Source organism: Kitasatospora sp. NPDC094028, assembly GCF_049543595.1.
Taxonomy (GTDB): domain Bacteria; phylum Actinomycetota; class Actinomycetes; order Streptomycetales; family Streptomycetaceae; genus Kitasatospora.
This window is the reverse complement of sequence record NZ_JBMVFA010000015.1, coordinates 51,132-76,742: the sequence shown is the minus strand read 5'-3', so window position 1 is coordinate 76,742 and position 25,611 is coordinate 51,132. Positions and strand designations below refer to the sequence as shown.

Here is a 25,611-nt window from a genome sequence, read left to right as displayed (position 1 = left end):
GATGGTGCCCCGGCCGCCCGTGCTCGGCTGCGGTGGGAGCACGGGCGGCCGGGGCCGTCAGGGGGGGGCGGACCGGGCCGCCGGAGAGGCCTCAGCCGGTGTAGGCGCCGAGGGCCCGGGTGAAGTCCAGCGGCTGCTGGACGATGCTGCTGCAGCTCGCGTCGGCGGTGGCCTTGGCGCCGCCGTCGCAGGCCTTGTCCCGGGTGCCGGACCACATGGCCAGCCAGGCGAGGTGCTTGGTCGCCGCGAAGTCGGCGAGCTGCTTGGCGTCGGCCACGGTGAAGACCTCGCTGGCCACGTCGTTGACGCCGATCATCGGGGTGACCGCGACCTTGCGCCAGGCGGCCGCGTCGTCCAGCCCGAGCACGCTCCTCACCTGGGCCTGGGTGGCGGTGGCCGCGGCGATCGCGTAGCCGCCCATCCGGCCCTGCGGGTCGGGGGCGACGCCGTCGCCGAAGTCCATCGCCATGATGTTGACGGCACCGATGGCGACGCCGTTGGCCTTCGCGCCGGCGAGCAGGTCGACGCCGTCCTGGGTTAGCCCGGAGGGCAGCGCGGGCAGGGTGAAGGAGACGTCGAGCGCCTTGCCCTTGGCGGCGGCGTCCTGCTGCAGCTGGGCGACGGCCTGGGCACGCCGGGTGTTGGCGGCGGCGTCGGCGATCGCGCCGCCCTCGACGTCGAAGTCCAGCTTGGTGGCGCCGTACGCGTCCACGACCTTCCGGTACGCGGCCGTGAGGTCGGCGGTGGAGCCGCAGGCCAGGGCCAGTTCGCTGCCGTTGGCGCCGCCGAAGGAGATCCGGACGTCGCCGCCGACCGCCCGCAGCGCGCCGATCTGGGCGGCCACCGCGTCGGCGGAGAGGTCGCTGACGCCGCCCCACTTGGGCTGGCAGCCGCCGCCGGAGACCACGAACGCGAGGTTGTAGGTCTTCACGCCGGTGGCCCTGGCGGTGGCGACCAGGTCGTAGGGCGGATAGAGCGAGGTGTCGACGTACGGGGCGAAGCCGGCCCCGGCACCGGCCGGCGGTACGGGCGCACCGGTCGCCGTGGGGGTGGCGGTCGGGGTGGGGGCCGGCGCCGGGGTGGTCGGCTTCGCCGTGGCCGTGGCGCTCGGCGAAGCGGATCCGGAAGCGGAGGCGGAGGCGGACGCGGTCGGGGCGGCGGTGGGCGTACCGGTCGGCCGGCCCGAGGGGGTCGGCACGGTGCCGTCGCCGGCCTTGCAGGAGGCCTTGTTGATCAGGCAGTTGGCGGGCTCGGCCTGCGCCGCGCCGGCCGCCTGGGCGACGAAGCCGACCACCACGCTGCGGCCCGGCTCCAGCCGCTTGTTCCAGGACTCCGGCTTGACGGTCACGTGCTGCCCGTCCGCGGTGAAGGTCGCGTTCCAGAGCGAGCCGATCGTCGCCCCGGCGGGCAGGTCGAAGCTGAGCGTCCAGTCGTCGATGGCCTCGCCGTCCGGGTTGGTGACCAGGTACTGGCCGGTGTAGCCGGAGTCCCAGCTGCTGGTGCGGCTGTAGACGGCGCCGAGCGAGGCGGCGCTGGCGGAGGTCGCGAGCGCGACGACCCCGCCCGTGACCAGGGCGGCGGCGACCGCGGAGGCCCCGAGGATCGCGCCCGTGCGGCTGCGCCGACGGTGGCCGGAACGGCGGGCGGGTCGGGTGGTCATGGCGCGTTACCTCCGCGGTGGCTGCGGTCGGCCGCCCTCCGGGCGCGGGTGCGCACGGGGTCCGCCGTCCGGGCACGGGCGTGCTCGGACGGCCTGGGCGGCCGGCCCGGCCGGTCGGGTGACCGGGCGTGACCGACGCTAGCGGCGGCGGCCGGGCCGAACCGGCGGGCTGAGCCAGCGGTACACCTCCCTTAGGCCGTTGTTAAGGAAGACCCCTCAGCGGGCCACTTCCGGCCCCGCTCCTCATTCCTGATCCCGCCTCGCTTCCGGCCCCGCTCCGCACTCCTGCCCCCGCCTCGCTTCCGGCCCCGCTCCGCACTCCCGCCCCGCCTCGCTTCCGGCCCCGCTCACTTCTGGAAGAGCACGCCCCGGCTCCGCCGCCGCCCGGCCCGCACCGGCGCCCCGTCCGGGCGGGTGCGCAGCCGCAGCCGGATCTCGGCGCCGCCGAGCACGGCGGAGCGGCCGAGGGCGAGGTCGCCGCCGGTGGCCTCGGCGAGCTTGCGGACGATGTCCAGGCCGAGCCCGGTGGAGCCCTCGCCGCCGTCCCCCTCGCCCCGTTTGAGGGCGGCGGCCGGGTCGCTGAAGCCCGGTCCGGCATCGCCGACCAGCACGATCACCGAGGCGTCGGTGGCCAGGACGTCGACCGAGAAGGCGGTGCCGACCGCGGTGTGCCGGAACACGTTGCCGAGCAGGGCGTCGACGGCGGCGGCCAGGTCGCCGCGCTGGACGGACACGGGCGCGGCCCGTTCGGCGCCGGCCAGTTGCCAGCGCCGGCCCTCGTCCTCGGCGAGCGCGGACCAGAAGCCGACCCGTTCGCGGATCACCTCGGCGGCGTCGCAGCCGACCGCGACGGCGGGCGCGTCCTCGGGGTCGCGGCGGGCGGAGCGGATGATCTGGTCGACCTCGCGCTCCAGTTGGGCGACGGCGTGCCGGGTGGCGTCGGCCGCGTCGCCGTCGCCGAGCGAGGCGGCGTTGAGCCGCAGCACGGTCAGCGGGGTGCGCAGCCGGTGCGACAGGTCGGCGGCCAACTCGCGTTCTGCGGCCAGCAGTTGGACGACCCGGTCGGCCATGGTGTTGAACGCGTGGGCGGCCTCGCGCAGTTCCTCGGGGCTGTCGGCGGCCTGCCGGCCGTCCGGCGGGACGCGCACCGCGAGGTCCCCGGCGCCCAGCGCGCGGGCGGCGGCGGCGAGCCGGCGGGCGGAGCCGACGATCCGGGTGCCCATCCGGTCGGCGACCAGCACCGAGATGGCGACCAGTCCGAGCGCGACGGCGGAGAGCACCAGCCAGGCGGTGGCGACGCCCCGGGTGAGGTCGCTCTCGGCGACGAACACCTCGACCACGGCCGTCCGCCCGGTGTCGACCGCGACGGGCTGCAGCAGCGCGTAGCCGCCGGGCACCGCGACGGTGAAGGAACGTCCCTGCACGCCCGCGGTGACGACCTCGGCGTCCGCCGCCCGGGCCACGCCGATCGTCGGACCGCCCGGGCCGGCCCCCGCGGACGGCCCCGGCAGTACGGCCGGCCCGGCCGGCACCGGCAGGTGGACGGCCATCCGGCCCTGTCCGCCCGCGTCGGTGCTGGCCAGGGCGCGGTCGATGGCCTCCTGGTCGGTGGTGATGGCCAGCGCCGGGCCGAGCGCGGCGGCCTGGCGCTCGGCGGCGGTGAAGGCGCGGTCGCGCGCGGTCTGCTGGACCATCAGGCCGAGCGGGATGAGGAAGGCCAGCGCGACCATGGTCGTGCCGGCGATCGCGGCCTTGACCAGCGCCCAGCGCAGCGAGCGCCTGAACCGCCTCACGCCCGGTGCTCCCCGGGGCCGCCGACGGCCTCCAGCCGGACCCCGACGCCCCGGACGGTGTGCAGGTAGCGGGGGTTGGAGGCGGTCTCGCCGAGCTTGCGGCGCAGCCAGGACAGGTGCACGTCGATGGTCTGGTCGCCGCCGTAGGTCTGCTGCCAGACCTCGGCGAGGATCTCCTTGCGCGGGACGACCACGCCGGGCCGCCGGGCGAGGAAGGCGAGCAGGTCGAACTCGCGGCGGGTGAGGTCGAGCGGGCGGCCGTCCAGGACGGCCTCGCGGCGCTGCAGGTCGACGGCGAGCCCGCCGACCCGCAGCACCTGGCTGACGGGGGCGGCGCCGTTGCCGAGCCGGCGCAGCACGGCGGCCATCCGGGCGCTCAGGTGCTCACCGGAGAAAGGTTTCACCAGATAGTCGTCGGCGCCGTCGTTGAGCAGCCGGACGATCTCGGCCTCGTCGTCCCGCGCGGTGCAGATGATCACCGGCACGTCGGTCAGGCCCCGGATCATCTTCAGCACCTCGCTGCCGTCCAGGTCGGGCAGGCCCAGGTCCAGGATCACCAGGTCGCAGCCCACCTGGGCGACCTCCCGCAGCGCTTCCAGGGCGGTGCCCACGCTGCGCACGGCGTGGCCGGTGTCGGTCAGGTGGCGGATGAGGGCGGAGCGTACGAAGGGGTCGTCCTCGACCACGAGCACTGTTGCCATGGCCCTGCACGGTACGCCATCGACGGTCAGTGGTCTGTACCTCGGGTCGGCTCCGGGCACTGTTCAACTCCCCTGACCGATACGGGGGTACCGGTCGGCCCGGGCCCGAGGATGCGGCAGGATGTGCGCACGATGCGGAACGGACTGGTACAGCTCGGCGCCTGGGTGGCGGCCACCGGGGCGGCGGTGGTGCTGTCCTGGCTCGGGGTGCACGCGGTGCTGACCGGCGCCGCGTTCGAGCGGCCCACGGCGCTGCCGCTGCCCTCCCCGAAGGCCACCGTCGTCCCGCGCGGCGCGAGCGCCACCCCCGACCGGGCCCGCCCGGCCGACCAGCCCGAGCCCTCCGCACCGGCCGCGGCCCCGTCCGCCTCCCCGGCCACCCGCGCCCCGGCGCCGACCACCCCGCCGCCGAGCCGCCGGCCGACGCCCACCGCCACCGCGACGTCCACGGTGCGGAGCTACCCGATCCCGGGCGGCCGGGTCGCGCTGGACCTCCGCCCGGACAAGGCCTCGCTGGTCTCCGCCACCCCGGACCCGGGCTGGCAGATGCAGGTGTGGAACGGCGAGGGCTGGCTGCGGGTGGACTTCACCAAGGACGACAAGGCCAACTCGGTGTTCGTGGCCTGGAACGGCCACCCGCCCACGGTGGAGACCGCGATCCGCTGAGCGGCCCTCCCGCCCGGCCCCCGCGTCACCAGTCCTGGAACGGCACGTACCCCGGCAGGTACGGCCCGGCGTACCCGGACCGGTCGACCAGCGTGTGCCTGGTCCCGCCGGGCACCCCGATGGTGGCCAGCACCACCGTCCCGAACCGGTCCCGCGCCTCGTACGGCTCGGCCAGCGACAGCGCGCCCCGGTCGACGGCGTAGTCGTACGCGTAGTGGACGTCCGGCACGCCCACCGCGAGGTCCAGGACGCCGTCCCCGTGCCGGGCCAGGTGCGCGGCCAGCTCCCGGCCGCGCGGGCCGATCACCTGCACCGGCGAGGTGAGCACGATCCGGGTGCCGGGCGCGGCCAGCACGTACGAGACGGTCTCCGGCTCGCCGGTCTCGGGCCCGGCGTACGCGGCGGGGCGCAGGCCGAGGGCGGCGCAGTAGCGGCGGGCGGCCCGCTCGGCGTCGCCGACGACGAGGACCACCGCGTCGGCCCGGCCCACCGGCAGTACGTCGGGCTCCCCCGGCGCCGGGGCGGGGCCCCCGGCGCGGCCCGGGCCGGCGCCCGCGGCGCGCGGGACGGGTTCGGCGGCGGTGTCGGTCATGACGGCCCTCCCGGTTGGCGTACCGACCACAGCTGGCGGCCCCGCACGCCGGGGTGGGGCCCGGGCACGGGGTCGTGGCTGGAGGGTGGCGCCGGGTCGACCTGCGCGCAACTGTTCCGTTTCATCCTGGTCAAGCTGTGCGTCCGGGCGGGAGAATCGGCCGCGCCGCTGTACAGAATGCCCACCGGAGGACGGAGCCTCGATGCCCCCCGCCCACTCCCCGAGCCCGCCGGGCTCCCCCAACTCCCCCGCCCCGCAAGGGCCTTCCCCCGCCCCGGCCGGCGGGAACGACGCCATCGACGCGCTGGACGGCCGGCTGATCCGGCTGCTCGCCGAGGAGCCCCGGATCGGCGTGCTGGAGTGCTCGCGCCGGCTGCAGGTCGCCCGCGGCACCGTGCAGGCCCGGCTGGACCGGCTGCAGACCAAGGGGGTCATCGGCGGCTTCGGCCCGGAGGTGGACCCGGCCGCCCTCGGCTACCCGGTGACGGCCTTCGCCACCCTGGAGATCTCCCAGGGCCAGGGCGCGGTCGTCCGGGAGCACCTGGCGAGCGTGCCGGAGGTGCTGGAGCTGCACACCATCACCGGGGCCGGGGACATGATGGTGCGGATCGTCGCCCGCTCGAACGCCGATCTGCAGCGGGTGATCGACCGGGTGGTGGGCTTCGAGGGGATCGTCCGCTCGTCCACCGCGATCGCGCTGGAGAACCCGGTGCCGTACCGCATCCTGCCGCTGGTGGACCAGGCCGCCGCCGAGTAGCGGCCGGCGGCCCACCCGGCTCGGCGGCCCACCCGGCTCGGCGGCCCACCCGGTTCGACGACTGGGGTTCAGCGGCCGGGGTTCAGCAGCCGGGGACGGCCCCGCCGGTGCGCAGCGCCTCCAGCGCCGCGATCGACTCGTCGAGGGTGCCGACCGGCACCAGCCGCAGCCCCTTCGGCGTGTTGACCTTGGCGTCCGAGCACTCGTCCTTGGGCAGCAGGAACACCGTCGCACCGTCCCGGGCGGCCGCCTGGGTCTTCAGCGGGACGCCGCCGACCGGGCCGACCCTGCCGTCCTTGTCGATGGTGCCGGTGCCCGCGATCTTCAGGCCGCCGGTGAGGTCGCCGCCCTTGCCGTCGCCGGCCAGCTTGTCGACGATGCCGAGCGCCAGCATCTGGCCGGCGCTCGGGCCGCCGACGTCCCCGAGGTCGACCTTGACCTTCACCTGGTCCGGCGAGAGGTGGAGGTGGTTCAGCGCGGCCGCGGTCGCGCTGTCCTGCGACTCGGTCATCTGCTTGGCCGTCTCCTCCTCGGCCTTGGCGGGGTCGCCCTGCGGGTAGACCGTCTCGGTGGGCCGCACCGCCTCGTCCGGGTCGAACCAGGCCCGCAGCGCCCGCCAGAACGTGGTCCGCTCGCCCGGGTTGGTGGCGGAGATGGTGACCATCCGCAGCTCGCCCTCGGTGGTGCGCAGCGGCGCCCCGGTGATGGTGATCACCGGCCGGTCCTGGTACGCGCCCAGGGTGTCCGCGGTCAGCCCCGGCCAGGTGACGGTGTACGGCAGCGGGACGAAGGCCGCCACGCCGAACAGCGCGGTGACCAGCACTCCGCACAGCGCGAGCGTGCGGGTCCGCGGGGAGGTCAGGGCCTGGGGCAACTTGGTGTCGGACACAGAGGGAATCCAAACACACCCGACACCCCCGGTGAGTACTACCGCAGGGCGTCGGCCACCTCGGTCGCCGCCTCCACGACCCGCGGCCCGACCCGTTCGGGCACCATCCCGTTCAGCATCACCACGCCGACGCTGCCCTCGATGCCGCTCAGCCCGATCAGCGCGGCGGCGGCGCCGCTGGCGCCGGACTGCTCCTCCGCGCGGGTGATGACGAAGCCCTGTTCGGGTCGGCGCTGGCTGGGGAAGCCGCGGGCCTCCAGGATCGCCCGGCCGGCGGCGCTCTCGGCGAGCGGGTGGCGCAGGCCGGTCCGGTAGGCGACGTGGAAGTCGGTCCAGCTCGGTTCGACGACGGCGACGGCCAGCGCCTCGTTGCCGTCCACCAGGGTGAGGTGGGCGGTGGCGCCGAGGTCCTCGGCGAGGCTGCGCAGGGCGGGCAGCGCGGCCTCGCGCAGCAGCGGGTGCACCCGGTGGGCGAGCCGCAGCACGCCGAGGCCGACCCGGGCGCGGCCGCCGATGTCCCGGCGGACGAGGCCGTGCTGCTCCAGGGTGGCGAGCAGCCGGTAGACGACGGTGCGGTTGACGGCCAGCCGGGCGGCCAGCTCGGTGACGGTCAACCCGCGCTCGGAGTCGGCGAGGAGCTTGAGCACCCGGACGCCACGGTCCAGGGTCTGGGAGGTCTCGGCAGTCACGACGGCAGTCCTTTCCGCGGCGCGCGCGGGGCGTGCGGCGCCGGGGCCGAAGGTTCGGTGTCGCGCGCAGGCGGGTGGGTGCGCTGGAGCCGCGCGGGTGTCGTCCTTGACGCCCGGCGGCCCTGCGGCCCGTCCCGCGGGGATCGCCCGGCGGAAGAGCGTGGGGGAAAGCTAGTGAAGGAAATGTCGCGGCGGAAGTGCTTGTCCAAAATTCGGGCGTGATCGTCACCAACGGCGCCGGAGAATCCGGACGAACCGCAACGAATCACCGGCCCGACCGGCCTGCCGATCCGGTCGGGGTCCGAAAACCGGACGCACCGGGGCAGAGGGGTCCACCCCGGTGCGACTGCCGGACCGTTACTTCGCCCACTCCCGGATGCGCGCGATCCGCGCCTTCAGCTGGTTGGCGGTGGCCTGCGCGGTGAGCGGCCCGCCGCACTGGCGGCGCAGCTCGTTGTGGACGGTGCCGTGCGGCTGGTTGGTGCGGTGGTGCCAGGCGGCGACCAGCGCGTTCAGCTCCTTGCGCAGGTCGCGCAGTTCCTGGTGGGTGACGACCGGCCGCTGCTCGGCGGGCAGCTCCAGCAGGTCGGCCTCCTCGGCGGGCTTGGTCTTGCTGCGCTGGATCTGCCGGTGCTGGCGCTTCTGCAGCAGCATCTGCACCTGGTCGGGTTCCAGCAGGCCCGGGATGCCGAGGTAGTCCTCCTCCTCCTCGCTGCCCGGGTGGGCCTGCATGCCGAACTCCATGGCGTTGTACAGGACCCGGTCGAAGACCGCCTCGGAGCCCAGCGCCTCGTAGGAGAACTCGTCGCCGCCGGCGCCGTCCGGCCCGTCGTTGGCCCGTTCGGCCTCGGCGAGCAGCCGGTCCTCCTCGTCGAAGAGGCCGTCGCCCTCCTTCTTCGGCCGGTCCAGCACGTGGTCGCGCTGGAGCTCCATCTCGTTGGCGAAGCCGAGCAGCATCGGGATGGTGGGCAGGAACACCGAGGCGGTCTCGCCGCGCTTGCGGGCGCGCACGAAGCGGCCCACGGCCTGGGCGAAGAACAGCGGGGTGGAGATCGAGGTGGCGTACACGCCGACGCACAGCCGGGGCACGTCGACGCCCTCGGACACCATGCGGACGGCGACCATCCAGCGGGAGGTGCCGGCCGCGTAGTCGGAGATCCGCTGCGAGGCCTCGGCCTCGTCGGAGAGCACCAGGGTGACCTTCTCGCCGCTGATCTCGCGCAGCATCTTGGCGTACGCGCGGGCGACGTTCTGGTCGGTGGCGATCACCAGTCCGCCGGCGTCCGGGATGGCCTTGCGGACCTCGGTCAGCCGCCGGTCGGCGGCCTGCAGCACGGACGGGATCCACTCGCCCTGCGGGGACAGCGCGGTGCGCCAGGCCTGGGCGATCAGGTCCTTGGTCATCGGCTCGCCGAGCCGGGCCTCCAGCTCGTCGCCGGCCTTGGTGCGCCAGCGCATGTTGCCGCTGTAGCTGAGGAAGATCACCGGGCGGACGACGTGGTCGGCGAGCGCGTGCCCGTAGCCGTAGGTGTAGTCGGCGACGGACTTGCGGATGCCGTCGCTGCCCGCGTCGTAGGCCACGAACGGGATCGGGTTGGTGTCCGAGCGGAACGGCGTCCCGGTCAGCGCCAGCCGGCGGGCGGCCGGCTCGAAGGCCTCGAAGCAGGCCTCGCCCCAGGACTTGGAGTCACCGGCGTGGTGGATCTCGTCCATGATCACGAGGGTCTTGCGGGCCTCGGTCCGGTTGCGGTGCAGCATCGGGTTGACCCCGACGCCCGCGTAGGTGACCACGATGCCGTGGTACTCGCGGGACAGCGGCCCGGAGGAGTACGCCGGGTCGAGCTTGATGCCTATCCGCGCGGCGGCCTCGGCCCACTGCTTCTTCAGGTGCTCGGTCGGCGCGACGACCGTCACCTGCTGCACCAGGTGGTTGTGCAGCAGGTACGAGGCGAGGGTGAGCGCGAAGGTGGTCTTCCCGGCGCCCGGGGTGGCGACGGCGAGGAAGTCGCGCGGCTGGGTCTCGATGTACTTGTCCAGCGCACCCTGCTGCCAGGCCCGCAGCTTGCCGGCGGTGCCCCAGGGGGCGCGGCCGGGGAAGGCCGGGGACAGGTGGTGCGAGGCGGTGGGCGCGGCGTGGCCGACGGCCCGGACGGACTCCTGCGCCGGCGGCGCGTCGGAGAACAGCGGCATCGAGGAAGCGGCGGCGGTACTCACGGGCTCCGAGGGGGATCATCGCAGGTCAGAGGCGGTTTTTCGGCCCCGTCCCGCGGTCGGGCGGCGATCGGACAACCCGCCCAGCCTACCGGCCCGGCGCCGTTCGGGCCTCCAGCCGAGGGCTCGCGCCGGGGCCGGCGGCCGGAAAGCGATGTGACGCGGATCACAGTGAATCCGCCCCGGAACCGGGTAATCGCGGTAATCCCTGGGACTCTCACCAGGGTGAGTCCGCCCCGACCCTCCCTGCTGTCGCGGCCTCGCCCAGAACCGAAGGGACCGCCCCGTGCACACCTCCGCCGAAGAGACCGTCCAGGCCCGGCTGATCCTGTCGCCGCACCGCTCCGCCCTCCTGCGGGTGGTCCTGACCTACCTCCCCGAGGACCCGCTGGCCGTCCGGATGGCCTTCCCCGCCGAGTTCTCGCTGGACGACGCCACCGAGGGCCCGGGCGGCGACGACATCGTCTGGGTGTTCGGCCGCCAGCTGCTCTCGGCCGGGCTGGAGCTGCCGTCCGGGGCCGGCGACGTCCACGTCCGGCCGGCGGTCGGCCGCCGCACCCTGGTCGAGCTGCGGGCCCCGGAGGGCACCGCGCTGGTCCAGTTCGACACCGCCGACCTGCGGCGCTTCCTGTGGCGCAGCCGGCTGCTCGTCCCGGAGGGCGAGGAGCACCTGCACCTGGACGCCGACCGCGCGCTCGCCGAACTGCTCGGCTGACGGCGGTACGGCGTCCGGGGGCTCCCCCGAGCTCCCGGACGGCGCCGCGTCCGCCGACGCCCGGGTCCGGGGCCCGGGCCGACCGCTGTTCGCCGCCCGCTCAGCCCGACAGCCGGCGCATCAGCCGGACGCCCTGCGCCGCCGTGAGGTGCGGCAGGTAGGCCTTGCCGATCGCCCGGGTGATCGCGGGCAGCGCCGCCGGGTCGGGGTAGCTCATGTACATCGGCCGGTACTCGGGCTGGAACTTCGCCTTGAACGCCAGCAGCGAGCGGAAGCCGTACACCGGCTCCAGCACCCGGCCCATCCAGTCCAGCATGCGCTGCAGCCCGGTGGGCTCCTCCTCCTGCCCGGTGCGGGCCAGCGGGGCGCCGGAGAGGGACAGGAAGCGTGCGCCCTCCTCCTTGAAGCCGAGCGCCGCGGAGGCGATCAGGAACTCGCTGACGCCGCGGAAGCCCTCCGAGCGCCGGCGCATGAAGTCCAGCGTCCAGCCGACCGGCACGCCGTCCTCGTAGACCGGCATCCAGCTGGTCAGCCCGTGCACCGTGCGCTGCTCGTCGACCGCGACCAGCACCCGCACGTCCGGGTCGTCCAGCTCCTCCAGGCCGCCGAGGGTGAAGCCCATCTCGGGCAGGCCCTTCTCCGAGACCCACTCCTCGGAGATCGCCCGGATCTGGTCCTTCAGCGCCAGCGGCGCCTCGTGGTACGCCCACCACTCGGCGGTGATGCCCTGCTTGCCGGCCTTGTTGAGCGCGGTGCGGATGTCCTGCCACTTCTTGCCGGTGAAGGCCAGCTCGGGCAGCGCGACCACGGTGTCCTCGGCGACCTGCACCGAGCGCCAGCCCAGCTGCCCGGCGGCGTCCCTGGTCTGCGGGGAGACGCTGTAGAAGCACGGCGTCCAGCCGCGCGCGTCGCAGTACCGGGCGAAGCCGAGCACCGCCCCGGCGCGGTCCGCCGGGGCGCCGAACGGGTCGCCGGTGGTGAGCGCGACGGTGCCGAGCACCCGGTAGGCGACGGCCGCCCGGCCGGACTCGTCGAACCAGTAGTGGTTGCCGTCCCAGGTGGTGATGAAGGACAGCGTGCCGCCGCCGTGTTCGGCGAGCAGCGCCCGGGCCCGGGCGGCCGCGTCGGCGTCGGTGTGCAGCACCGGCCGCCGGAAGGCGGACAGCAGCGCGCCGAGCGCGACCACCCAGAACGCCAGCCCGCAGTACGTCTCCAGGAACTGCGCCACCGGGCCGACCGCGATCGGGTAGTCCGGCAGCAGGTCGTTGTAGGCGGGCGGCAGGAACTGCGCGGGCAGCCCGTCGATCAGCCCGGTCACGCCCGCGCCGGGCTCGAACTGGCCGGCCACGGCCCGCCCGAGGCCGACGTACGCGGCGGCGGAGGCCAGCGCGGCACCGCCGACCAGCAGGCCGAGCCGGCGCACCGACCGGCCGGGCAGCCGCAGCCGGAACCGCTGCCGGGTGGCCAGCAGCAGCGCGGTGGTCAGCAGCGGCAGCAGCATCGCCTCGACGAAGTACTGCACCACGTCCCGGTCGACCGGCCCGGCGTCCAGGTACAGCCAGCCCAGCAGCGCCACCCACAGCAGCTCGGTGGCGACGGTGATCCGCCAGGCGAACCGCAGCCCCCGGCGCAGCCCCTCGGCGAGCACCAGCAGCAGCCCCGGGAACAGTGCGGCCATCAGCCGGCCGGGGGTGTCGAAGATCCGTTCGACGGCGTGCGCGCGGGCGCAGTCGTGCGCCGACATGGCGCAGAAGTCGGCCACCTCGTCCGGGCCGAGCCGGTGCGAGAAGTACAGCTCGGAGAAGGTGTTGAACGGCCCGCTGGCGTTGTCGTACAGCGAGGCGATCAGCGGCCCGAAGGCGGCGGCGACCAAGCAGAGCGCGACCAGCACCCGGGTCTCGGTGTGCGAGGAGCGGCGGCCGGTCAGGTTCGGGCAGCCGCGGTTGAGCAGCGCGCCCGCGCCGAGCCCGACGAGCGCGGCGGCGCACCGCTGGACGCTCTGCAGGTGGCCCACGTACAGGGTCATGACCAGCGGGAGGAGCAGCACCAGCAGGTGCAGCCGGCGACGCCACAGCACGGTGAGCCGGTAGCCGAGCACCCCGGCCAGCGCGAACAGGCCGACGCCGGGCCCGACCGAGGTCTGGTCGGCCACCGAGGCCGTCCACTGCTCGCCCGCCGCCGAGCCGGCCGCGACCAGCGCGGTGCCGGCCAGCGTGCCGACGACCTGCCCGCCGGCCAGCACCGCGAGGGTGCGCAGCCGGCCGAGCCGCCGCTCGGCGGTCGGCCCGACCAGGAGCAGCAGCAGGCTGCTGAAGACGTACGAGCCGATGCCGGAGCACCACAGCAGCGAGCTGAGCGGGGTCCACCAGCGGCCGTCCGCGAGGGTGTCCACGCCGACGCCGGTCCGGGCGAGCAGCCGCTCGGACGGGCCGTGGGCGAGGCTGTGGGTGGCCGCGCCGAGCGCCCACAGCCCGACCAGCAGGGCGAGCGTCAGCGGCGCCGCGCGCAGCCGGGAGCCGAGCGCCCGGGCGGCCTTGCGGGCCCGCTGCGGGCGCGGTTCCGGGGTCCGGGTGACGGGCGCGGGGTCGGCGTCGGCCTCGCGCGGGGTCGGTACGCGCTCCGCGTGCCCGGGGCGCTCGGCGGCCGGCGCCGTACGGAGCCCGATCACCTGGCCAGCCCGGTCTGCTGGGCCAGCCACGGTATCTGCCGGGCGATGCCGGGGCGGAACACGACCCAGCCGTGACCGCCCGGCATCAGCTCGAACCTGGTCCTCATCCCGGCCTCCCGTGCGGCCTTGTAGACCTTCTCCATCTGCGGCCGGAACTCCCCGTCGCCCTCGCCGACCACGAAGGCGACGGACGTGTCGGGGAACTTCCGCCGGGCCATCAGCTGCAGCGGGTCGACCGCGTCGAACCGCTTCCCGTCGCCGCCGAACGCGGCCTTGACGGTGTCCGCCCGGGTGCCCAGGGTGGGCTCCTCCTGGCCGGACATGTCGAGGACGGTGCCGTACACGTCGGGCGCGTTGACACCGAGCTGGAGCGCGCAGGTGCCGCCCATCGAGGCGCCGCCGACCGCCCAGGCGCCCCGCCCCTCGGCGGTCTGCAGGTTGTGCCGGACCCACTCGGGCACGTCCACCGACAGGTAGGTCTGGGTCCGGGCGATCTTCGAGTCCAGGCAGAGCGTGTTGTTCCAGGTGGAGCCCAGCTGATCGGGCATCACCACGATCGGGGCGAGGCCGTGGTGCTCGGCGGCGTAGGCGTCCAGCGCCTCGTTCACCTGGCCGGCCAGCACCCAGTCCCCGGGCGTGCCGGGCTGACCGGTGATCAGCACCACCACGGGCAGCAGCGGCCGCGGGGTGGCCTGGTACGCGGGCGGGAGGTAGACGTACGCGGGGCGGGGGTTGAAGCCCGACCGGAGGCCGGGGATCGGCACCACCGAGACGGTGCCCTTCGCGGGCAGGTCCGCCGGGGCCTGCCAGACCTCGTCCAGCACCTTGCCCGGCGGGGCGGCGACGGTCTGCCCGACCTTCGGGGTGAGCGGCTCACTGGTGTCGGTGAGCCAGGGCGCGAGGATCACCCGGCCGCTCGGGTACTGCCCGAAGCCGATGTTGACCTCGGAGGCGGCCATCAGCAGCACCAGCAGGCCCGCGCCGATCGCGAGCCCCCGGCCGCGCCAGCGCAGCCGCCCCATCCGGAAGCCTGCCAGGCACAGGCCCAGGAGGGCGGTGGCTATCCACCAGGTGACGTACCGGGGCGTGCCCTCGGGGAAGGGGTGCCACCAGCCGTCCACCACGACGTCGAGCAGCAGGCTGAGCGCGGCCGCGGTGAACAGCGCTGCGGGCAGGCGGACCCGCCACCAGGAGCGGTCGCGGCCGATGGCGAGGGCGATCAGCGCCAGCCAGCCGGCGGCGTACACGGCGTGCGGGATCGGGCCGTGGGTGAGCGGCCAGTCGATCGGGTTCCAGCGCGTGGCGAGGGTGAGCGTGGTCATGCCGCTTTGCCCGGTCGGGTGGTGTCGGCCAGGAACCCGTAGGCGACGACGTTGCCCTCGTAGCCGTGTTCCTCGCTGTACGCGCCGCCACAGGTGATCACCCGCAGCTGAGCGTCGGCGGCCTGACGGTAGACCCGATCGTCCGGGAAGTCCTTTCGGTCGTGCACTTCGATGGCGTACAGCTGGTAGACGGCGGTGGCGCCGTCCGCCCGGGCGATCTCGATCCGGTCCCCCCGCCGGAGCGCGCCCAGATGATAGAAGACGGCCGGGCCGGTCTTGTTGTCGACATGGCCCGCCAGGATCGCGGTGCCGCGCTGGCCGGGGCTGGCGCCGCCCCGGAACCAGCCCGCGAGGTTGCGGTCCTCGGCGGGCGGGGCCTGCAGGTGGCCGTCCGGGTCGAGGCCGAGCGCGGTGACCGGGGCGTCCAGCTTGACGGCCGGGATGCGGATGCGGGTCGGGGCGGACGGGCCGAGCGGCGGGACGATCGAGACCGGGGCGAAGCCGGACAGCGACTGCCCCGCGCCCGGGGCGGGCGGCAGGGCCGCCGAGCCGCCGTCGTGCAGCAGCCAGGCACCGAGCACCAGCGCGGCGCCCGCCGCCAGGGTGCCCGGCCAGGGACCCCTGCTCTGCTGGCCGCCCACGGGCGCTCCCCTCTGTCGAACCTGCTGCCGGCACCTGCCGTCGAACCACCGTGGAACCCCCGGCGAACGCCGGTCGGACCAGGAGTCCGCTTCCTGGGAATTTCCTGAGAACCCATTCAATCGGATCGAACCGTAAGGCACGTCCGCACTACGGTCGTACCGGCACCCCCCGTTCGGCAGGGGCCGACCCCCCGTCGACACGGTGAGTGGACGCCCGGAAGCGCAGGGTGAGGCCCCCGAGCGGCGCCCGCCCCGCGCGGGAGCGACCCCGCACGAGCATCGACGGCCGATCGGCCCGTTCGGTTGCGTCAATCGAGCGATCGAATCCGAACGGCCGACGAGCCGCGACCCCCGCCGCCACCCGCGTGCCATGCTGACCCGGTCACGGGTTCTATCACCCCACTTGTCCGACCGGACTTTCGCACGCCCGCACGCCTGCCGAACGCCTCATGAACGGAGTGACCATGGACGCACTCTCGCGCCGCACCCTGCTGGCCGCCGGCGCGGCGACGGCCGCCACCCTGGCGGCCGGCTGCGGCAAGGGCGGCGGCAACGGCGGGGAGCACGCGGCGGGGTCCACCGCCGCGGCCGCGGCCGCGGCCGCCGAGCAGACCACCACCCCGGCCCCGGCGCCACAGCCGCAGACCGTCCTGATCGGCGACGGCTCCACCGCCGACACCGGCGCCCAGCCGCACCAGCCCGTCCCGGACCGGCTCCGGCCCGGCCAGCGCCCGCCGCAGTTCGTGGTCTTCTCCTGGGACGGCGCCGGCGAGCTCGACAACGGCCTGTTCGCCCGCTTCCGCAGGCTGGCGCAGGACCACGACGCCAAGATGACCTTCTTCCTCAGCGGCCTCTACCTGCTGCCCGAGTCCAAGAAGGACCTGTACCGCCCGCCGCAGCACAAGGCCGGCGCCTCGGACATCGGCTACCTGAGCGACCAGCACATCCGCGACACCCTGGAGAACGTGCACGCGGCCTGGCTGGAGGGCCACGAGATCGGCACCCACTTCAACGGCCACTTCTGCGGCGCCACCGGCGTCGGCAAGTGGTCCCCGGAGGAGTGGGACAGCGAGATCCAGCAGGCGATGGACTTCGTGATGAACTGGCGCACCAACACCGGGTTCACCGACCTGCCGCCGCTGCCCTTCGACTACCGCAAGGAGCTGATCGGCAGCCGTACCCCCTGTCTGGAGGGCCAGCGCAACCTGCTGCCCACCGCGGTCAAGCGCGGCTGGCGCTACGACAGCAGCGGCAACGGCACCCAGGTATGGCCGCAGAAGATCCAGGGCGGGGCGCTCTGGGACCTCCCGCTGCAGTCCATCCCCTTCCCCGGGCACACCTTCCAGGTGCTGTCGATGGACTACAACATCATGTACAACCAGTGCGGCCCGAACACCAAGGCCGACCCGGCCCTCCACCCGGGCTTCCAGACCCAGGCCCGGGACTCCTACCTGATGGGCTTCGACCGCACCTACAACAGCAACCGGGCGCCCTACGTCATCGGCAACCACTTCGAGGAGTGGAACGGCGGCATCTACATGAACGCGGTCGAGGACGTGATCAAGGCGATCGCGGGCAAGCCCGAGGTCCGGCTGGTCTCCTTCCGCCAGCTGGTGGACTGGCTGGACGCCCAGGACCCGGCGGTGCTGCGCAAGCTGCAGGGCCTCGCCCCCGGCCAGTCCCCGGCCGGCGGCTGGGAGGCCTTCCTCGGCACCCCGGCGACGGCGGCGGCCGGCGCGAGCGCCCTCGCCACGGCCGCCGCCGGCTGACCGCCGGCCCGGCCCTCAGGAACGCGTCCGGACCCGGCCGGAGAGCAGTGCCCCGATCAGCGCGACCCCGGACATGGTCAGCAGGATCACCGCGAAGGCGCCGGCCGAGCCGGCGCCTTCGGCGCCCTCCTGGCCGACCGCGAGCGAACCGCCGCCCAGCGCCGCGAACAGCACCCCGGCGAGACCGGTGAGCAGCACGTTGCCCAGCGCGTCGCTCATCTGCAGCGCGGCCGAGTTGGCCCCGGCGTCCTCCGGCGCGGAGAGCTTCATCATCAGCACGCTGACGCTCGCCACCGTCAGCCCCATCCCGATCCCGCCGACGCCCCAGGCCACCGCCGCCGCCCAGGCCGGCACCGCCGGGACGAGCACCAGCGCCGCGCCGGCGATCGCCACCGACGTCCCCAGGAAGCCGCCCCGGATCATCACCGCCCGGTACCGCTCGGCCCCGGGCCGCCCCTGCAGCCAGGAGCCCAGCGCCCAGGAGAGACCGCCACTGGTCAGGGTGAGCCCGGCCAGCGTCGGCGACAGGCCCCGCTGGGTGACCATCATCAGCGGCACGAACGCCTCGGCCGCGAAGAACGCCCCGGCCGCCAGCCCGCGCAGCAGGATCACCGCGGGCAGCCCGCGCCCGGCCCGCAGCGTCCGCTTCGGCAGCAGCCCCAGGACGGCCGGCGCCAGCAGCGCCACCCCGGCCAGGCCGGGGACCAGCCCGATCGGGTCGAGCCGCTGGCCCGCGTACTGCAGCAGGCCGGCGCCGAGCGCCGCCATCGCGGCCAGCAGGGTGCGCCGGCGGTCGAAGTCGGCGCCCCTGAGCACCGGGTGCTCGCGCTCCGAGCGGGCCAGTGCCGGGCCCATCACGGCCAGCGGCAGCAGGATCAGCGCCGGCACCGCCAGGAACACCCAGCGCCAGCCCAGGTGCTGGGTGACGGCACCGGCGACCAGCGGGCCGACGATCGAGGGCAGCACCCAGGCCGAGGAGAAGGCCGCGAAGACCGACGGGCGCAGCCGCTCCGGGTAGGCCCGGCCGACCACCACGTACAGCGCGACGATCACCAGCCCGCCGCCCAGGCCCTGGATCGCCCGCCCGGCAACGAACACCCACATGCCGGGCGCCGTCCCGGCCACCACCAGGCCGGCGCCGAACACCGTGATGCCGGTGAACAGCGGCTGCAGCGGCCCGCGCCGGTCGCACCACTGGCCGGAGACGACCAGCGCGAACAGCGTGGTGGTGAAGTAGCCGGAGAACGCGAAGGCGTACAGCCCGAGGCCGTCCAACTGCCGGGCGGCGATCGGCATCGCGGTGTTGACGGCGGTCGCCTCGAAGGCGATCACGAGGACGACCGAGACGATCCCCAGCGTCAGCGCCCGGTAGCGGCCGCTGAGCACCCCGCCGCCGGGGTCGGTCTCGGAGGGTATCGGGACGGAGTCGACCGAGGTGGGCGAGGCAGTGGTCATGGATGCCATGGTAAGAGCCGATCACCCCGATGACTCCTGACCGGAGTCGGTGATCGCCTCGGTCCCTGGACGTAGGACCCGGGCCCGGAGCGGGCCCGCGGGAGCCGCTAGTGCAGCACCTTGAGCCCCACCACGCCGGAGACGATCAGCAGCAGGCAGCCGATCCGGGCCGCGGTCACCGCGTCCCCCAGGACGGCCATGCCGTAGAGCGCGGTGCCGACCGCGCCGATCCCCACCCAGACCGCGTAGCCGGTGCCGATCGGAATGGTGCGCATCGCGTACGCCAGCCCGCCCATGCTCAGCAGCAGGGCGACGCCGAAGACGATGCCGGGAACGAGGCGGGAGAAGCCCTTGGACGATTCCAGAGCCACCGCCCAGACGGTCTCCAGGAGACCCGAGACGAGCAGAACGAGCCAGGCCATGACGAGCCGTACCTCCGCAGTCCACAGCGGCCGGATCGCCGCTGAACTGCGCCGTCTTGTCGTCACCGGGTACGACGCGCTCGTCCGGGGCGGCCGGCCCGGGAACGGGAACGGCCACCTGTCTTCGACCGTAGCACAGGGCCGGGAGAGGAATTCACACAGCGCAATACGGAATTCACGGAGGGTCATTGACCCCGTTCCGGGGGTGCGCCATTCTTATTCCACTGGCCGTGTGCCCGAGTGGTTGAGGGGACCGCCTGCAAAGCGGTGCACGCGGGTTCGATTCCCGCCATGGCCTCGGAAACGGAATTCGCCGGTCGGCTCACCAGCCGACCGGCGAATTCCGTTTCTCCCGCTCTTTCCGTCAGGCCGTGACGGCGTCCTCCGGCCGGATCGGCAGCCGGCCGACCGGCAGCCCGGTGGCGGCCCGGACGGCGGCGGCGACGGCCGCCGGGGCGACCACCGCGGGCACCGCGCTGACCGCCTTGGCGCCGAACGTGGCCACCACGTCCCGCTCCTCCAGCAGCGCGGCGATCCGCACGTCCGGGGTGTCCAGGGCGGTCGGCAGCCGGTAGCCGGTGAGCGAGGGGTTGAGCAGCACGCCGCCCGCGGTCCGCAGGTCCTCCAGCAGCGCCAGGCCCACGCCCTGGGCCACGCCCGCCTCGATCCGGTCCTCGATCTGCCGGGGGTTCAGCGCCCGGCCGACGTCCTGGGCGACGGCCATCTCGACCACCCGGACGGCGCCCAGCTCGATGTCCACGTCCACCACCGCGCGCATCGCGCAGAACGAGATGGACACGAAGGCGTCACCGTGCCCGGCGTCGTCCAGCGGCTCGGTCGGGTGCGGGCGGCACTGCGCGGTCGCCCACAGCTCCTTGCCCTCCAGCGCCTCGGCGACCGGCATGCCGAGCACCCCGTCGTAGGAGGTGATCTTGCCGTCCGCGATCTGCAGCAGCTCCACCGACATCCCGAAGTTGGCCGCGATCGGCTGCAGCAGCTGGTGGCGGACCATCAGCGCGGCCCGCTCGATCGCCCCGCCGGAGACCCAGGTGTGCCGGCCCCGGCCGGACGGGCCGGCCACCGACTGGTCACTGTCGGCCGGTGCGATGTAGACCTCGCTGACGCCCAGCACGGTCTGCACGATCTGCCGGGCCAGCGTGGCGAAGCCCTGCCCGGCGTCGACCGCCGCGCAGATCACCGTGGCGTGGTCGCCGCTGACCCGCACCGTGGCGGTGGACACCTCGTCCTCGCCCTCGGCGCCGAGCATGTGCACCATGCCGACCGCGTAGCCGATGCCGCGCCGCACCGCCCCCGGGTCCCCGGCACCGCCGGGCCCGCCGGGCAGCAGCCACTCGGCGTCCGGGTCGTCCACCGGCAGGGCCGGCAGCGGCTCGGCCGCCACCGCGTCCAGCAGCGCCTTCACCGGCGCCGGGCAGGTCACGGCCTGCCCGGTGGGCAGCGGGTCGCCGGTGGCCATCGCGTTGCGCCGGCGGATCTCCACCGGGTCCACGCCGACCCGGGCGGCCAGCTGGTCCAGCTGCGCCTCGTACGCGAAACAGGCCTGCAGCGCGCCCTCGCCGCGCATCCGCCCGGCCGGCGGGTTGTTGGTGCGCACCGCCCAGGCGTCCACGAAGACGTTCGGGCAGTTGTACGGGCCGACCGAGAAGGCCGTCGCGGAGGCCAGCGCCTCGGCCGAGACGTCCGCGTAGGCACCGCCGTCCAGCAGGATCTGCGCCTCGACCTTGACCAGCACGCCCTCGGCGTCGGCGTGGTGGCGGTAGCGCAGCAGCGCGGGGTGGCGCGAGGTGTGGGTGTGGAAGGACTCCTCGCGGGTGAGGGTCATCTTCACCGGGCGGCCGGTGCGCAGCGCCAGCAGTGCCAGGGTGACCTGGAAGGACAGGTCCTCGCGGTCGGTGGTGGCACCGGGCACGCCGGTGGCGACCAGCCGGACCCGGTCCGGCTCCAGGCCGAGGCAGGCGGCGGTGCGGTCGCGGTCGCCGTGCGGGTCGGTGGAGGACAGGTGCAGCTCGACGCCGCCGTCCGGGCGGGGCACGGCCAGCCCGGCCTCGGCGCCGAGCGGCGCCGGGTCCTGCCGGCCGACCTGGTACAGGCCCTCGACGACGATCTCGCCGGCCGCGTCCGGGTCCCCGGTGCGCAGCGGCAGGTGGCGGAACAGGTTGCCGTCCGGGTGCAGCGCCGGGGCGGTGAAGGCCTGCTCGGGGTCGGTGACGGCCTCCATCGGCTCGTAGTCCACCGCGATCAGGCCGACCGCCAGCCGGGCGGTGTCCGGGTGGTCGGCGGCCACCGCCGCGACGGGCTCGCCGTGGTGGCGCACCACGCCGACCGCCAGCACCGGCCGGTCGGCGACGATCGGCCCGGACGGCGCGCCGTCCGGGGTGCCGTCCGGGCCGGGCGGCAGGTCGGCGGCGGTGACCACGGCGTGCACGCCGGGCAGGGCCAGCGCGGCCGAGGTGTCGATGCCGCGGATCCGGGCGTGCGGGTGCGGCGAGCGCAGCACGGCGCCCCACAGCAGCCCCTCGGCCCACAGGTCGGCCGCGTACGGGTAGATGCCGAGCGCCTTGGGCAGCGCGTCGCTGCGCAACGGGGAGCTGCCCAGGCCGAAGGGCTCCGGCGTGCCGCCCGCGCCGCCGTCCTGCTGGAGTGCTGCGCCGATGTCGGTAGGCGACGTCATGATGCGTGGTCGTCCTCGGGGAGCCGGATGCCGTGGGCGGGGGTGGCGCCGTACGGGAGGCCGTCCGCGGTGACGCCGCCGGCCGGGACACCGTGCGGGTCCGGGTACGGGGTGCCGTGCGGGGGCGTGCCGTCGAAGGCGGCGCTCGGCAGCGGGGTGCCGTGCGCGGGGGTGGGCTCGTAGACCGGGGCGTCGTACCCGGCGTCGTAGCCGCTGGGCTGCGGGTAGCCGTCCGGGTGGCCGGCCGGCACGTAGGTGCCGTGGGCGGGGGTGGCCTGGTACTGCTGCCCGGGGTAGCCCTGCGGCTGGTACACCTGGTCGTCGGCGGCCTGGGCGGGGATGCCGGCCTGGGCGGCCGTCAGGGCGGAGGTGTCGTAGACGCCGGTGTCGTAGCCGCCCGCGGGGTCGGCGTACGCGGCGACCTGCTCGGCCGGCGGCTGCTCGGCGAGCTGCTGCTCGACGGCCGGCTGGGGGACGTGCTCGATCCAGGCGTCGGCGTCGGCGTAGACCGGCGGCTCGACGGCGGCGGCCTCGGTCGCCGGCTCCGGTTCGGCGGGCCGGGCTTCGCCGGCGGGCGCCTCGACGCCGGCAGCGGCGACGGCCTCGTCCTCGGCGAGGGCGGCCTCCGCCTCCAGGGCGCGGGCGTCGGCGACGGTCTGGACGGCGGCCAGCACACCGCGGTAGCCGGTGCAGCGGCAGAGGTTGCCGCACAGCGCCTGCCGGGCCTCGACCTCGGTGGGCCGGTGGTTGCGCTGGAGCAGGTCGTGCACGGCCATCGCCATGCCGGGGGCGCAGTAGCCGCACTGGACGGCGCCGGAGGTGGCCAGCGCCTGCTGGACGTCGCTCGCGCCGCCACCGGCCGACAGGCCCTCGACGGTGTTGATCTCGCAGTCGGCGGCGAGCGCGGCGGGCACCAGGCAGCCGGCCACCAGCTGGCCGTCCACCTGCACCGAGCAGGCGCCGCACTCGCCCTGCTCGCAGCCGTCCTTGGCGCCGGCCAGGCCGAGCCGCTCGCGCAGCACGTAGAGCAGGCTCTCGCCGATCCAGGCGTCGGTGACGGGCCGTTCGAAACCGTTGACCCGGAGCGTGTACGAGGCGCACGGGCGCAGCTCGCGGCTGACCTGCGGGGCGGCGAGGCCGAGCGGGTCGGCGTCGAGGCTCTCGATGGGGTCTGTGGTCACTTCAGCGCCCTTCCCAGTGCCCGGCGGGCCAGCACCGCTACGGTACGCCGCAGTCGAACGGCCGCCGCGGTCGGCCCCTCGGTGACGGCCTCCCAGGCACCCTCGGCGCCGTAGTCCTCGGGGACGCAGGCGGCGGCCACGTACTCGCCGAAGGCGGCGGTGGCGGCCGGGTCGATCTCCCGGCTGCCGTCCCAGTCGATGCAGCCGGCCACCCAGGCCTCGGCCTCCAGCGGGCGCAGCGGCACCGGGGCGACGGCGCCGACCGCGCAGCGCACGGCGCGCCGGGCCGGGTCGAGGACCAGGGCGACGGAGGCGGTGGCGCGGGCCGGGCCGCTGCGGCCGGTGGCCTTGAGGAAGACCTGCGGCGCGTGCAGCAGCGGGACGCGCACCCAGGTGAGCAGTTCGCCGGGGCGCACCGGGTCGAGGCCGGTGAGCAGGTGTCCGACCGGCACCTCGCGGGTGGCGCCGGCCCGGGCGAGGGTGACGGTGGCCTCCAGCGCGGCCAGCACCGGGAGGGTGTCGCCGGCCGGGGCGGCGGTGACGATGTTGCCGCCGAGGGTGCCGACGTTGCGGACCTGCGGCGGGCCGGCGGTGCGGGCGGCGTCGGCGAGCGCGGGGATGAGCGCGGCGAAGTCGGGGCGGTCCATCCGGGCGTGGGTGAGTCCGGCGCCGAGGACCGCGGTGCCGCCGTCCTCGTAGCGCCAGCCGCGCAGTTCGGTGATCCGGCCGAGTCCGAGGAGGGCGGCGGGGCGCAGCCGTCCGGCGTTGACGGCTTCCATCAGGTCGGTGGCGCCGGCCACCGGTACCGCGGCCGGGGCGGCGGCCAGCGCGTCGACGGCCTCGTCGAGGGAGGCCGGCAGCATGATCGTCCGGTTCACCTGGGTCCCACCGTGCTCCACTTGCTCATCGATCGCCTGCCGCCCGCGGCCCGGGCCGCACTGTCCGCGTCAGCAGCCCGGCCTGGCCCGTAGGGTACGGGCGATCGGGCCGGGTTGGGCAACTCTGGCACACAATGCTCGATGATCATTTCGGGACGGGTGAACGGGACTGCCCGATTGGGACGGATACCGGGCGGTATCTGCCCCGACCCGGGTCGGGCCAGGGCAGATGTTCATCTGTTCTTGACGTCGGATGATCGCTCATTAGTTCCCGAACATCATGATCATCGCTGCGGCGGCAGCCCCTCGATCGGCCGGCCGGCCACCCCGGGCCGCCGCTGCCAGGGGTGCGGGCCGTCGGCCGGGCGGTACTCGACGCCGAGCGCGTCCAACACCTCCAGGTGCCCGCGCAGCCGCCGCTCGAAATCGGCGAAGTCCCGCTCGGCCGGCTCGGCGGGCAGGGCGGACCAGGCCACCTCGGCGAAGGCGACCAGGCGGGGGAAGGCCCGGTAGTCGATGTCCCGGGCGCTGTCCATGAACTCGGTCCACAGGTTCGCCTGGGTGCCGATCACGTGCCGGGCGGCGGCCTCGTCCAGCTCCCGCGGCACCGGCTCGAAGCGGTAGACGTCCTCCAGCGTGCGCACGAAACCGACCGGAATCGGCTCGTCCGGCCCGTCCGCCTGCCGGTGGTCGAGGTAGACGTGCTGTTCGGGGCACATCACCACGTCGTGCCCGGCCCGCGCGGCCGCGATCCCGCCGCCGAACCCCCGCCAGGACGACACCGCCGCGCCCGGGGCCAGACCGCCCTCCAGGATCTCGTCCCAGCCGATCAGCCGGCGCCCGCGCGCCGCCAGCCAGCGGTCGAAGTGCCGGATCAGGTGGCTCTGCAGCTCGTCCTCGTTGGCCAGGCCGAGCTCGCGGATCCGCGCCTGGGCGGCGGGGCTGTCCTTCCACTGCTCCTTGGGGCACTCGTCGCCGCCGAGGTGGACGAACTCGGACGGGAACAGCTCCAGCACCTCCTCCAGCACCCCCTCGAAGAAGCGCAGGGTCTCCTCGGAGGCGTTGAGGACGTGGTGGCTCACCCCCCAGTCCGTCCAGACGCCGAGCGCCGCGGTGTCCACCACGTCGGTGTTGCCCAGCTCGGGGTAGGCGGCGACGGCGGCCTGGGTGTGGCCGGGCAGGTCGATCTCCGGGACGACGGTGACGCCGCGCGCGGCCGCGTAGGCGACGATCTCGCGCAGGTCGTCCTGGGTGTAGTAGCCGCCGTGCGGGCGGTCGTCGCGGCGGCCGCCGGCCCGGTAGCCGACCATCGAGCGCTCCCGCCAGGCACCGCGCCCGGTCAGCTCCGGGTAGCGCTTGATCTCCACCCGCCAGCCCTGGTCGTCGGTCAGGTGCAGGTGCAGCACGTTGAGCTTGTGCGCGGCCAGCAGGTCGACGAAGCGCAGCACGTCGGCCTTGGGCAGGAAGTGCCGGGCGACGTCGAGCAGCGCGCCGCGCCAGCCGAACCTGGGGGCGTCCGCGATGTCGGCGCCCGGCAGCACCCAGCCCGCGCGGCGCAGCGGGGAGCGGCGGTACGCGTCCGGGCCGAGCAGCCGCCGCAGGGTCTGCGCGCCCCACAGCGCGCCGGCCGGGCCGCCCGCGGCGAGCAGCGCGTGGCCGGGGCGCACCGTGATCCGGTACGCCTCGGCGGCCAGCGCGTCGTCCTCGACCAGCTCGATGCCCGCGCCCGGGCGGCCCGGGCCGAGCGGCAGCCCGGTGGCGGCGCCGAGCGTGCCGCGCAGCCACCGTTCGGCGTCGGCCAGCCCGGGCGGCGCGGTCAGCGTGGTGGCGGTGTCCAGCGGGAAGTCCTCGCCCGGACGGCGGACGGCACTCGACGGTGCGGGGATGAGGTCCATCCCGTCATCCTGCCC

At 75.0% G+C, this 25,611-nt stretch carries 19 protein-coding genes, 1 tRNA gene, 1 pseudogene and 1 riboswitch; of the genes and pseudogenes, 5 read left to right on the top strand and 16 right to left on the bottom strand.

The features are described from left to right. Positions 1 to 91: 91 nt before the first annotated feature. The 3 genes from ACPC54_RS22500 to ACPC54_RS22490 form a co-directional block, all read right to left on the bottom strand. A complete protein-coding gene (locus ACPC54_RS22500) occupies positions 92 to 1,660 on the bottom strand; it encodes a glycoside hydrolase family 18 protein (protein WP_498967092.1) in 1,569 nt (522 codons plus the stop codon). A 347-nt stretch (positions 1,661 to 2,007) separates the two neighbouring features. Further along, on the bottom strand, positions 2,008 to 3,432 hold the full coding sequence (locus tag ACPC54_RS22495) for a sensor histidine kinase (protein WP_498967245.1): 1,425 nt from the start codon (positions 3,430 to 3,432) through the stop codon (positions 2,008 to 2,010). Positions 3,433 to 3,449: 17 nt separating this feature from the next. Further along, the gene (locus ACPC54_RS22490; RefSeq protein WP_498967090.1) at positions 3,450 to 4,154 is read right to left on the bottom strand and encodes a response regulator transcription factor; all 705 of its coding nucleotides are present in this window, start codon (positions 4,152 to 4,154) and stop codon (positions 3,450 to 3,452) included. 132 nt (positions 4,155 to 4,286) lie between these two features. On the opposite strand from ACPC54_RS22490, the gene ACPC54_RS22485 reads away from it, so the two are divergent. Beyond that, positions 4,287 to 4,820, top strand: a complete 534-nt coding sequence (locus tag ACPC54_RS22485; protein WP_498967089.1) for a hypothetical protein — start codon at positions 4,287 to 4,289, stop codon at positions 4,818 to 4,820. 25 nt (positions 4,821 to 4,845) lie between these two features. Here ACPC54_RS22485 and ACPC54_RS22480 read toward each other — a convergent pair whose 3' ends face one another. Then, entirely contained in the window at positions 4,846 to 5,412 is a 567-nt protein-coding gene (locus tag ACPC54_RS22480) for a VOC family protein (protein ID WP_498967088.1), read from the bottom strand. A gap of 202 nt (positions 5,413 to 5,614) precedes the next feature. Between ACPC54_RS22480 and ACPC54_RS22475 the strand changes: the two genes are divergently transcribed. Beyond that, positions 5,615 to 6,169, top strand: a complete 555-nt coding sequence (locus ACPC54_RS22475; protein ID WP_498967087.1) for an Lrp/AsnC family transcriptional regulator — start codon at positions 5,615 to 5,617, stop codon at positions 6,167 to 6,169. A gap of 82 nt (positions 6,170 to 6,251) precedes the next feature. Here the strand turns inward: ACPC54_RS22475 and ACPC54_RS22470 are convergent, their stop codons facing one another. From ACPC54_RS22470 to ACPC54_RS22460, 3 genes are all read right to left on the bottom strand, one after another. Beyond that, positions 6,252 to 7,058, bottom strand: coding sequence for a YlbL family protein (locus ACPC54_RS22470; protein ID WP_498967085.1), 807 nt, complete (start codon positions 7,056 to 7,058; stop codon positions 6,252 to 6,254). A gap of 38 nt (positions 7,059 to 7,096) precedes the next feature. Further along, the gene (locus ACPC54_RS22465) at positions 7,097 to 7,747 is read right to left on the bottom strand and encodes an IclR family transcriptional regulator (protein ID WP_498967084.1); all 651 of its coding nucleotides are present in this window, start codon (positions 7,745 to 7,747) and stop codon (positions 7,097 to 7,099) included. Between the two features lie 357 nt (positions 7,748 to 8,104). Beyond that, complete coding sequence (locus ACPC54_RS22460; RefSeq protein WP_498967243.1) at positions 8,105 to 9,937, bottom strand: DEAD/DEAH box helicase; 1,833 nt, start codon at positions 9,935 to 9,937, stop codon at positions 8,105 to 8,107. 307 nt (positions 9,938 to 10,244) lie between these two features. Here ACPC54_RS22460 and ACPC54_RS22455 point away from each other — a divergent pair, with 307 nt between their 5' ends. After that, positions 10,245 to 10,673: an SsgA family sporulation/cell division regulator gene (locus tag ACPC54_RS22455; RefSeq protein WP_498967082.1), complete on the top strand. Its 429-nt coding sequence runs from the start codon at positions 10,245 to 10,247 to the stop codon at positions 10,671 to 10,673. 100 nt (positions 10,674 to 10,773) lie between these two features. On the opposite strand, the gene ACPC54_RS22450 is transcribed toward ACPC54_RS22455, so the two are convergent. The 3 genes from ACPC54_RS22450 to ACPC54_RS22440 are packed head-to-tail and all read right to left on the bottom strand — an operon-like array spanning position 10,774 to position 15,304. Continuing rightward, on the bottom strand, positions 10,774 to 13,371 hold the full coding sequence (locus tag ACPC54_RS22450) for a rhomboid family intramembrane serine protease (RefSeq protein ID WP_498967080.1): 2,598 nt from the start codon (positions 13,369 to 13,371) through the stop codon (positions 10,774 to 10,776). After that, complete coding sequence (locus tag ACPC54_RS22445; protein WP_498967079.1) at positions 13,338 to 14,663, bottom strand: alpha/beta hydrolase; 1,326 nt, start codon at positions 14,661 to 14,663, stop codon at positions 13,338 to 13,340. The genes ACPC54_RS22450 and ACPC54_RS22445 overlap by 34 nt, the downstream gene beginning before the upstream one ends. Further along, complete coding sequence (locus ACPC54_RS22440; RefSeq protein ID WP_498967077.1) at positions 14,660 to 15,304, bottom strand: class F sortase; 645 nt, start codon at positions 15,302 to 15,304, stop codon at positions 14,660 to 14,662. Before ACPC54_RS22440 ends, ACPC54_RS22445 begins: the two co-directional genes overlap by 4 nt. 464 nt (positions 15,305 to 15,768) lie before the next feature. Here ACPC54_RS22440 and ACPC54_RS22435 point away from each other — a divergent pair, with 464 nt between their 5' ends. Continuing rightward, the gene (locus ACPC54_RS22435) at positions 15,769 to 17,073 is read left to right on the top strand and encodes a polysaccharide deacetylase family protein (RefSeq protein ID WP_498967076.1); all 1,305 of its coding nucleotides are present in this window, start codon (positions 15,769 to 15,771) and stop codon (positions 17,071 to 17,073) included. A 15-nt stretch (positions 17,074 to 17,088) separates the two neighbouring features. Here the strand turns inward: ACPC54_RS22435 and ACPC54_RS22430 are convergent, their stop codons facing one another. Next, entirely contained in the window at positions 17,089 to 18,528 is a 1,440-nt protein-coding gene (locus tag ACPC54_RS22430) for an MFS transporter (RefSeq protein ID WP_498967074.1), read from the bottom strand. Positions 18,529 to 18,635: 107 nt separating this feature from the next. Continuing rightward, positions 18,636 to 18,950: a DMT family transporter gene (locus ACPC54_RS22425; RefSeq protein WP_498967073.1), complete on the bottom strand. Its 315-nt coding sequence runs from the start codon at positions 18,948 to 18,950 to the stop codon at positions 18,636 to 18,638. Positions 18,951 to 18,995: 45 nt separating this feature from the next. Beyond that, positions 18,996 to 19,054, bottom strand: a riboswitch (guanidine-III (ykkC-III) riboswitch). A 122-nt stretch (positions 19,055 to 19,176) separates the two neighbouring features. Here ACPC54_RS22425 and ACPC54_RS22420 point away from each other — a divergent pair. Next, a tRNA-Cys gene (locus tag ACPC54_RS22420) sits at positions 19,177 to 19,248 on the top strand. Positions 19,249 to 19,314: 66 nt separating this feature from the next. On the opposite strand, the gene ACPC54_RS22415 is transcribed toward ACPC54_RS22420, so the two are convergent. The 4 genes and pseudogenes from ACPC54_RS22415 to ACPC54_RS22400 form a co-directional block, all read right to left on the bottom strand. Then, positions 19,315 to 21,642, bottom strand: coding sequence for a xanthine dehydrogenase family protein molybdopterin-binding subunit (locus ACPC54_RS22415; RefSeq protein ID WP_498967071.1), 2,328 nt, complete (start codon positions 21,640 to 21,642; stop codon positions 19,315 to 19,317). Positions 21,643 to 22,243: 601 nt separating this feature from the next. After that, positions 22,244 to 22,748 (bottom strand): annotated as a pseudogene (locus ACPC54_RS22410) ((2Fe-2S)-binding protein); the annotation flags it as partial. A gap of 71 nt (positions 22,749 to 22,819) precedes the next feature. After that, complete coding sequence (locus ACPC54_RS22405) at positions 22,820 to 23,686, bottom strand: FAD binding domain-containing protein (protein WP_498967241.1); 867 nt, start codon at positions 23,684 to 23,686, stop codon at positions 22,820 to 22,822. Between the two features lie 299 nt (positions 23,687 to 23,985). Then, positions 23,986 to 25,596, bottom strand: coding sequence for a beta-N-acetylhexosaminidase (locus ACPC54_RS22400; protein ID WP_498967070.1), 1,611 nt, complete (start codon positions 25,594 to 25,596; stop codon positions 23,986 to 23,988). Between the last annotated feature and the right edge of the window lie 15 nt (positions 25,597 to 25,611).